Annotated in this window: 11 protein-coding genes; 8 read left to right on the top strand and 3 right to left on the bottom strand. The window is 60.7% G+C overall.

All coding sequences use genetic code 11. The features are described from left to right. Positions 1-107 precede the first annotated feature (107 nt). From RIN13_RS19010 to RIN13_RS18990, 5 genes are all read left to right on the top strand, one after another. Complete coding sequence (locus tag RIN13_RS19010; protein ID WP_309108875.1) at positions 108-731, top strand: hypothetical protein; 624 nt, start codon at positions 108-110, stop codon at positions 729-731. A 3-nt stretch (positions 732-734) separates the two neighbouring features. After that, positions 735-1,157: a hypothetical protein gene (locus RIN13_RS19005; RefSeq protein WP_309108874.1), complete on the top strand. Its 423-nt coding sequence runs from the start codon at positions 735-737 to the stop codon at positions 1,155-1,157. A 758-nt stretch (positions 1,158-1,915) separates the two neighbouring features. Beyond that, positions 1,916-2,086, top strand: a complete 171-nt coding sequence (locus RIN13_RS19000; protein ID WP_309108873.1) for a hypothetical protein — start codon at positions 1,916-1,918, stop codon at positions 2,084-2,086. Positions 2,087-2,598: 512 nt separating this feature from the next. Further along, the gene (locus tag RIN13_RS18995) at positions 2,599-3,960 is read left to right on the top strand and encodes a hemolysin family protein (protein WP_309108872.1); all 1,362 of its coding nucleotides are present in this window, start codon (positions 2,599-2,601) and stop codon (positions 3,958-3,960) included. After that, positions 3,953-4,993, top strand: a complete 1,041-nt coding sequence (locus RIN13_RS18990; protein ID WP_309108871.1) for a hemolysin family protein — start codon at positions 3,953-3,955, stop codon at positions 4,991-4,993. Before RIN13_RS18995 ends, RIN13_RS18990 begins: the two co-directional genes overlap by 8 nt. A gap of 68 nt (positions 4,994-5,061) precedes the next feature. Here RIN13_RS18990 and RIN13_RS18985 read toward each other — a convergent pair whose 3' ends face one another. After that, on the bottom strand, positions 5,062-5,238 hold the full coding sequence (locus RIN13_RS18985; RefSeq protein ID WP_309108870.1) for a CsbD family protein: 177 nt from the start codon (positions 5,236-5,238) through the stop codon (positions 5,062-5,064). A gap of 228 nt (positions 5,239-5,466) precedes the next feature. On the opposite strand from RIN13_RS18985, the gene RIN13_RS18980 reads away from it, so the two are divergent. Beyond that, on the top strand, positions 5,467-6,012 hold the full coding sequence (locus RIN13_RS18980; protein ID WP_309108869.1) for a chlorite dismutase family protein: 546 nt from the start codon (positions 5,467-5,469) through the stop codon (positions 6,010-6,012). Positions 6,013-6,095: 83 nt separating this feature from the next. Here the strand turns inward: RIN13_RS18980 and RIN13_RS18975 are convergent, their stop codons facing one another. Next, the gene (locus RIN13_RS18975; RefSeq protein ID WP_309108868.1) at positions 6,096-6,458 is read right to left on the bottom strand and encodes a hypothetical protein; all 363 of its coding nucleotides are present in this window, start codon (positions 6,456-6,458) and stop codon (positions 6,096-6,098) included. A 315-nt stretch (positions 6,459-6,773) separates the two neighbouring features. Here RIN13_RS18975 and RIN13_RS18970 point away from each other — a divergent pair, with 315 nt between their 5' ends. Together RIN13_RS18970 and RIN13_RS18965 are read left to right on the top strand one after the other, a co-directional pair. Beyond that, positions 6,774-7,610 (top strand): MerR family transcriptional regulator, encoded by an 837-nt coding sequence (locus tag RIN13_RS18970; protein WP_309108867.1) that lies wholly within the window; start codon positions 6,774-6,776, stop codon positions 7,608-7,610. A gap of 383 nt (positions 7,611-7,993) precedes the next feature. Then, positions 7,994-8,218: a hypothetical protein gene (locus RIN13_RS18965; protein ID WP_309108866.1), complete on the top strand. Its 225-nt coding sequence runs from the start codon at positions 7,994-7,996 to the stop codon at positions 8,216-8,218. A gap of 59 nt (positions 8,219-8,277) precedes the next feature. Here the strand turns inward: RIN13_RS18965 and RIN13_RS18960 are convergent. Then, a partial coding sequence (locus RIN13_RS18960) for a helix-turn-helix domain-containing protein (protein WP_309108881.1) occupies positions 8,278-8,357 on the bottom strand: 80 nt, incomplete at its 5' end.

Genomic DNA, 8,357 nt, shown 5'->3' with positions numbered 1-8,357 from the left:
TCAGCGTCAAAGTGCCGGCCCAGGCCATCATCGGGCTGCAGGAAAAGCCGTTGGCTGCGAAAATACGCGGGTTCGGACATCGGGGAGAACTTAGATAGTCTAGCGAAATGATTATTTGGCGTGGCTGGGGCATTACCGCATCGTTTCTGCTCGTACCGCTACTGCTCACCGGCTGCGTCGTGCCCTATGGAGGCAGTGACGCAACGGCCACTGCAACAGCTACCGCGGCCGACGGGTACTCAACCCTGGATACCGCCGGCATCGCACAGATCAAGGCCTCCAAAGCTGTCCGCCTGGATATGACCTCCGGACAGCTCACCAAAGAGAGCGTCGGCCTGCAGGGTGGGACAAGCCAGGCGCCGGATGTCAAGATCAGCGATGGCGCCATGAAGCTGGACATTGAAGGGCCCAAGGGTCTCGTCAGCGCCACCACAGACCGGCTGCGCCTGAACGGCATGGACAACGGGCCAGACTTCAGTGAGGTCACGTACTTCCTCACGGCCAATTCGCTGGAGGACTACACCTCTTTGATCCGTAACGGCGTTGACCGCTACGGCATAGACAAAGAGTCGGCAGAGGGCTGGATCGAATCCATCTCCAGCAGGCCTGAGGACAAGAGTGGATTCGCACTCGGCCCAGGCACATCAACCGGGCTCGATGTTACCTACGACCTTCGCTACGACGGCGTCAAGGACGTTCAGGTCATCATTGTGCACGTCAGCCCGGTCTAACAGATGAGCCGAATCCTAAGGTCAGTCGCTGGAGCAACCATTGCAGGACTGCTCACGCTTTCCCTCACATCCTGTGGGCTGGATCAGACAGCCCAGGCAGACAAGCTGGAAACCGAGATGGAGGAAGCCGCAACATCTGTCTCGGGAGTTCAGTCAGCCAACGCCCATGTGAACATGAACACGTCGGGAAACTTCATCAACATAAAGCTGGTCGGGACCAGCGGGGATGATGACGTTCTCGGTGAGTCCCTCAAGGAAGCCCTTCCGGTGATCCTGGAGAAAACCAAGGACGTGGACGGCGGTACGTTCTCCATCAGTATCTTCTCGCCCGACGACACCATTCAAGTGGGGCCCAGTGACATAGGGTATCCGGCAGGGACTGGAGACACGCTGAATGGAATACGCAAGCACTTCCCCAGCGAGTAGCGCCTGGAAGACCATCGGTGTCATTGGTTTGGTTGTCCTTGGAATAGTTTTCGGCCCCCTGGCCCTCGTTCAGGCGCACAAGGCGGAGGTTTTAGGGGTTAAGGCAACCGCCGGAAAAGTTCTCGGATGGATCAGTGTAGCCCTGGGCTTTATCTGGTTGGCAGTCATCGTCCCCGCGATGACACGGTAAGGGAACCCTGCGACCAAAATCGCCGCTGTCCAATAGGGAATCGGTGGCTCTGGTAGCCTGCCCGTTGCCTCTCCCCCACAGGTGCACGGCAAAAGCTAATCCTCTCACCTTCCGTTACCGGCGAATGTGCACAGCCTAGGAAGGACGATCATCAGCTCAAAGAAGAATGAGCGGGAGAAGTGGTGTGGGACGGGCGGTCCTGTGAAAACCGTCCGTCACCACTGGGCGCCGAGGAAAGTCTTGCATCAATCGCAGCGCCCTGCGCGGGGCTCTCATGCTGGCAACCAGGGGAAGCATTGCATGAGCCGAGATGGGCATCCGTTTGCCCAGCAAACGTCCTTAACGCTGCAGCTTGCGTTTCCTGATGACGTTTCCCGTGGTTATCGGACCGTCTGTAATGGGCGTGCAGCGGGAACAGTACTTGGGGAACGGGTGGTACGGGCGGAATTTTCAAATTTCGTATTTCTATGGGTACGTGGCCGGCTTGTGCAACCTTCGCTGGGCCTATGTGAAGGGCAAAGGCTGTCCCAGTGGAGCCCGGGGTCGCTGTCTCCTCGATAGCCCGGTCATGACTATCGCCCTCGGACTGGGAGTTACGCACCCGCCGGCGCTCGATAAACCGGAAGATGACCACGCACAAGGCCAGGACCATGGCACCGATGATGAATACCACCAGCACGCCGGCATAAACAAGGAGATGTGGTTCGATCATTGGCTGTCCCCCGATTGGAGCCTATAGGCGAAAAACATCGCCCACCGCATAGACGGCAAATCACGAACATCGTGACACAACCGGCAGCTGCCGTGCCGGGCTAAAACCGTCAAGGTGTTCTTTTGTCAGTGCCCTCCCCCGGACTTAGATCCCGGCGGCCCGAGATGGTCGCCAAGATTTTGCGTGTTGATTCGAATATGTGTTTCCTCTAGCCGTTCCGGCGGTGTCGTTGATGTAATCGACGCGTCCGCGCGTACCCGCCAATATTCGCCGTGCCGGACCGTTATCTAGAGTGTTGTTCACGTTGCTTTCACGGTGTCAGGCCTGACCGTGACTGGTGACGCAGTGCGCGCTCTCATTCCACCGCGCCAGATGATCGGCTGCGCCTGTGTAGCCAGTCCGCTGTGGGCATATCGTCGCGAGGGTGGCGGGAGGTGGCCGATAGACTGTTTGCATTATGGATGACCCTCCTTCACATATGCCCAGGCCCCTCAACCTTCTGACCGGATCTCCGGCCACCGCGGGAGAGGGGCGCCCGAATGTATGAATGGATCATGATCGGGATCGGCCTGATCCTCACGGTGGGTACCGGATTCTTCGTTGCCTCCGAGTTCGCTCTGGTCAATCTGGACCGCAACGATCTGGAGGCCCGTCAGGCCCGCGGGGAAAAGCGTCTTACACCGACGATCAAGGCCCTGAAGATCACCTCGACGCATCTTTCGAGTGCGCAGCTCGGCATCACGCTGACCACACTCCTCACTGGTTACACCTTTGAGCCGGCCATCAGCTCCCTGTTGCGAGATCCGTTGGTTGGTGCGGGACTCCCCGAGGCCGTGGTGCCCGGGATAGGCGCCGTCGTCGGCATTTTCATCGCGACCATTTTCTCTATGGTGATCGGTGAGCTCGTTCCCAAGAACTTCGCCCTGGCGCTCCCGCTGGCGACGGCCAAGGTAGTGATCCCGTTCCAGGCCCTTTTCACGGCAATGTTCAAGCCAGTGATCGTGCTGTTCAATAACACCGCTAACGCGATCATCCGGTCCTTCGGCATCGAGCCTAAGGAAGAACTCTCTGGCGCCCGCACCGCCGAGGAACTCAGCTTCCTGGTCCGCCGCTCCGCCTTGGAAGGCGTTCTGGACCAGGACCACGCCGTCCTGCTGCACCGGACGCTGCGGTTCTCGGCGCACTCCGCGGCTGACGTTATGACGCCGCGGGTGCGGATGGCCACAGTTAACGCCGATGACACGGCGGAACAGATCGTCACTCTCGCCACATCTACCGGCTACTCACGTTTCCCAGTGATCGGCCGTGACCGCGACGACGTCGTGGGCGTGCTGCACGTCAAGCAGGCCTTCGCCGTGCCACTGGAAGAGCGGACGAACGTGACCGCTTCCGACCTCATGATCGAGCCCCTGAGGGTGCCAGAGTCCATGGGCGTGGACACCCTGCTGGTGCTGTTGCGTAAACAAGGCCTTCAGGTCGCCATCGTTTCCGACGAGCACGGCGGCACGGACGGCATCGTCACGCTCGAAGACCTGGTGGAAGAGATCGTCGGTGAGCTCGAGGACGAACACGACCGCGCCCGGGTGGGTGTGGTCCGGACGGGCCGCTCCATCACCTTCGATGCCTCCCTGCGCCCTGACGAGCTGCTGGACCGGACAGGGATCGAAGTCCCCGACGGTGAGGAGTACGACACTATCGCCGGCTTCGTCACGGACGAACTGGACCGGATCCCGGAGCTCGGCGACGAAGTCACCGTGCACGGCGGAATGCTGCGCGTGGAACGGGTGGCGGGCACGCATGTGGAGCGGCTCCGCTTCACCCCGGACGAATCGCAGGAAACGCCGCTGAGTGCCCATGACCGCATCGTTGAAAGCCTGACTCAGGAGCTGACCCATGAGTGAATATCTTCCCGGCATCATCTGGCTGGTGGTGCTCCTTGTGGTCAATGCCTTCTTCGTCGGCGCCGAGTTCGCCGTCATCTCGGCCCGCCGTTCCCAGATCGAGCCGAAGGCCGAGGCCGGGAGCAAGGCCGCGAAAACCACGCTCTGGGCCATGGAACATGCCACCCTCATGCTCGCGACCAGCCAGCTGGGCATCACCGTTTGTTCCTTGGTGATCCTGAACGTCTCCGAGCCGGCCATCCACCACTTGCTGGAGATCCCGCTAGGCCTGACGTCCCTATCAGGCGAGGCCATCGGGATCTTCGCGTTCGTCACGGCGCTGCTGCTCGTGACGTTCCTGCACGTAGTCCTGGGCGAGATGGTACCCAAAAACATCTCGTTCTCGGTCCCGACCCGGGCTGCGCTGATCCTGGCCCCGCCGCTGGTGTTGGTCGCACGCATCTTCAAGCCCGTGATCTGGACGCTCAACGGGATCGCCAACTCCATCCTGCGCCTCTTCAAGGTGGAGCCGAAGGATGAGGCGACCAGCGCCTACACCCTCGATGAGGTGGCCAACATCGTGGAGCAGTCCACCCGGGACGGGATGCTGACCGACACCAGCGGCACCCTGACCGCGGCCTTCGAATTCACGGCAAAAACCGTGGCCGACGTTGAGGTGCCCATTTCGGAGATGGTGCTGCTGCCGGAGTCCGCGACGCCGGCTGACATCCAGCGGGCCCTGGCCGAGCACGGCTACTCCCGCTACATCCTCACCAACGAGGACGCTGAGCCCTCCGGCTATCTGCACCTGAAGGACGTCATGGACCTGACGACGCCGCAGAAGTTCACCCTGCCCGTGCCGGCCAAGCGGATCCGCCGCCTGGCGTCCGCTTTCAGCGGCAGCGAGCTGGAGGACGCCCTTGCGACCATGCGCCGCACCGGCGCGCACGTCGCCCGGGTCTTTGACGCCCAGGGGAACACCACCGGCGTGCTGTTCCTGGAAGACATCATCGAAGAACTCGTCGGCGAGGTGCAGGACGCCACCAGCACCTGACAGACAGGCAGCAGAACCAGGGAAGGGGCCGCTCCATCGTGGAGCGGCCCCTTCCTGATTATCTGGAATCAGTCTTTCTTGAAAGCGTCTTTGACTTTCTCTCCGGCCTGCTTCAGGTCCGACTTGGCCTGGTCGCCCTGGCCTTCGGCCTTCAGGCTCTCATCACCGGTGGCCTCACCGGCGGCTTCCTTGCCCTTGCCGCCCAGCTTCTCCGAGGTGTTTTCGATCTTGTCATCCAAACCCATGGTGATTCTCCCTACGGTCTGTTGCTGCTGCAGGCTGTCTGCCGGCAGGTCACCTTTTCATCCCTTCTCGTGTTGTTGTCCCCAAACTAACCCACGACGACTAGGGACATCAGCATCTTGCACCGTCCCATTTCCTTAGAGTCGGGACACTTCCTTCTGGCGGGCGCGGCGCAATGGCCTGGCGCAGAGCCCGGGAGTCGATGGCCGCTTGACCCTACTATTAGTGGCATGCCAATTCTTCCGGTTGTGTTTGCAGGAGGCCATGAGGGCCCCTGGTCTGTGCGCGATATGACCGCTGTAACAGGGGCGCCTCTTCCGATGGTCGAGCGTGTCGCGGTCCTTGAAGGTGAGCGGGTCGCCGCGGAAGCAGCTATCTGGGCGCTGCGCGGCGTGGTGAGTCACCAGAGGTACGTCACGAAGCGGGAGCACGACGAACTGTCGGCCCGTTCGCCACGTCTCGGGCGGCCTGAGGCGACCCGCGGTGCACTCATCCCGATCAAGAAATCGCATGCGTGGTGGGCTCTTTCGCAAGATGAGCGGCGGGCGATCGTCGAGGAACAATCCCGTCACATCGCGATCGGCCTCAAGTACCTGCCCGCCGTGGCACGTCGACTCCACCACAGCCGGGACCTCGGCGAGCCGTTCGATTTCCTGACCTGGTTCGAATACGCCCCCGCCGATGAAGCTGGGTTCGAGGAACTGGTCACCATGCTCAGAGCGACCGAGGAATGGACTTTCGTCGAGCGCGAGGTCGACATCCGCCTCGAGCAGTAGCAACCATGGCCGTGTGACCAGTGATTGCGGTTCTTAGGGTCGTGCCTGTTCCATTTCCTTGGTAGCGGGACATTCCAGGAGCTTTATTCACCGGAGCTTGGCGTTGGCCACTTCCAACGGCCATCCGTTGTGATCTCGTAGGATACCCTGCCGAACAGGAGGTCACTCGTGCCGGCAGGATTGCCGCCGTGAACCACGTATTTGGCCTTGGTCTCTACGCCACGGCGCTTGAGGAATCGCAGGAGCCACCACACTGACGCAGCCGCGCAGAGCAAGGGAATTACGATCAGTGCCCATTGGCGCACACCAGCCCAGTGCAGGATGAACAAGGGGACCGCGACACCAAGGGAGCCGAAGATCGTCACTTGAAATCCGACCCAAAACCGGAGTTCACCGTTCGACGGCCGGTCGTGAATGTCGTAGAGGTAGTCATTCAGAGATACCACAGTGTCTTTCCTATCAGATTGGGCCTGGGCCCGTACACAACCCAGGATTAATCCACCGGAGCTCTATGTCGAACCTTGGAACGAGGACTCCTGTCGTCGCACAGCGCAGCGGGTTGGTACGTGAAGGGACAATGGGGAGCGGGCAAAAGACTACGGCGCCTCCCCTCGTCATAGTTTCTGTGTCCGGTTTCCTTGGAACCGGGACGATGGAGAAGCGGACTATTCGTCGGATTTGGCAGGCTTGTCGTCCTGACTTCCGGAGAGCGCCATACACTTGCTTGACCCTCCCCCTAGGACAGAGACCACGCTGACTTCATGAGCAACAAAGCACGTCTTACCATCGGCGCTTTTGCCGAGGCCACCATGCTCTCACGTAAGGCCCTGCGCCTCTACGACGAGAGTGGCCTGCTGGCACCAGCGGAAGTGGATCCATTTTCCGGATACCGCTACTACACCCCCGATCAGACACGGGCTGGACGGCTCATTGCTTTACTGCGTGCCGCGGATATGCCATTGGGGCAGATCCGGGAGTTCCTCGGACACTACGAGTCCGATCTGACAGCAGCGGGACAGGTCCTTGACCAGCACCTGCTCACCGTCCACCGGCAAGCAGCTTCGACCCGTACATTGATTGCCCAGGCACGCGTCCGTCTTACAGGAGAAACTATGGATAACGTCAGCACCGCCATTGAGCAGGATCAGCCCGTGCTCTCAACAATGATCCACACAACCGTCGAGCACCTCGACCAGGAAATAGAACTAGCCCTGGCCCGGCTCACTGCCGTTGCGGCCTCAAAGGCCCTGAGCGTCACCGCGGAACCCTTCGGGGTCTTCCATGGAGAAATCAACCAGGACAGCGACGGGCCACTAGAGGTGTGTTTGCCCGTCAGCACGCTCCTGCAATCCCGGCCGAGTCCAGGACAAACCGACGACGGTGTCCGCAGCTACCGTCTGTCCGGTGGCCGCTTCGCAGTCGTTACGGTTGAAGCAGAAGACACAGACTTCCCAGCGATACTGGCCGCCTACGACCAAGTCTGCTCCTGGATCGAGGCGACAGGAGGTACGCCAGTTGGCCCGCCACGGGAGATCTGGCACGTTCGGTCAGGAGCAGAAGAAGCCTGCCGGATAAGCGTGGCATGGCCCTACGCCTGAACACAGCCGGATCCTCCAGCAGATCGCGCCGTCTCACCACCTAATCAGCGGATCTGGGAAGTGCACCGAGACCGACCGGACCCGTCAGCCTGTCGGTACGTTGTCACGGGTGTCCCGTTTCCTTGGTTTCGGGACACTGCCGGTGGGACACTCCGCCACCGATCCGGATCCCCGGCATGCCGCGTAACAAGTGTGTCCCATTTGTTATCCCAAAACTCCCGTCGCAATCCCCGTCACAGAGACAGCTTTCCTCGCGTGTGCCCGTCAGCATTCCTCTCGTGTGGTGTCAAGACGGTATGCGGAACACGTTGCCGACCAGAGGATCACGACGTAGGCACGGATTGACCTCGACCCTGCCCAATACCCGGGAACCAGGAATCGTCGTGATTCTCGTTGTCTTGGCCGGCTTTTTCCTGCTCTCCACTGTGGCGCTGTGGGGATTGAATGTGTTTTGGAGCGTAGCCATGGCACTTAGCGCAGTAGAAATGTTGGTGGCCGCCCATTATCAGCGTCGCAGCAGCCCACCCATCCCCCGACGTGCACAGTTCGCCATGTTCACGCTCTTGGGCGCGGTCCTGGGTCTCCTTTGGTTCTCTTTCCAAACGTGACCCGCAAAGTCGTGGCGGCAGCGAGACGGGTGGAGCCGGATCCGTTCGTCGGATTGGATTCAGGGTTTGCTCAGGTGGCGGTAGATGGTGGGGCGGGTGACGCCGAATTCCTTAGCGATGTGCTCGACCGTGTGGGCGC

Origin of the sequence: Arthrobacter sp. (assembly GCF_031179985.1) — a bacterium.
Classification (GTDB): domain Bacteria; phylum Actinomycetota; class Actinomycetes; order Actinomycetales; family Micrococcaceae; genus Arthrobacter.
This window is presented reverse-complemented; position numbering and strand designations above follow the sequence as displayed.

Coding starts and splice junctions, on each gene's coding strand:
- RIN13_RS18990 (WP_309108871.1), top strand. CDS start 3,953: ATGAGTGAATATCTTCCCGGCATCATCTGGCTGGTGGTGCTCCTTGTG.
- RIN13_RS19010 (WP_309108875.1), top strand. CDS start 108: ATGATTATTTGGCGTGGCTGGGGCATTACCGCATCGTTTCTGCTCGTA.
- RIN13_RS18970 (WP_309108867.1), top strand. CDS start 6,774: ATGAGCAACAAAGCACGTCTTACCATCGGCGCTTTTGCCGAGGCCACC.
- RIN13_RS18985 (WP_309108870.1), bottom strand. CDS start 5,238: ATGGGTTTGGATGACAAGATCGAAAACACCTCGGAGAAGCTGGGCGGC.
- RIN13_RS19000 (WP_309108873.1), top strand. CDS start 1,916: ATGACTATCGCCCTCGGACTGGGAGTTACGCACCCGCCGGCGCTCGAT.
- RIN13_RS18995 (WP_309108872.1), top strand. CDS start 2,599: ATGTATGAATGGATCATGATCGGGATCGGCCTGATCCTCACGGTGGGT.
- RIN13_RS18980 (WP_309108869.1), top strand. CDS start 5,467: ATGCCAATTCTTCCGGTTGTGTTTGCAGGAGGCCATGAGGGCCCCTGG.
- RIN13_RS19005 (WP_309108874.1), top strand. CDS start 735: ATGAGCCGAATCCTAAGGTCAGTCGCTGGAGCAACCATTGCAGGACTG.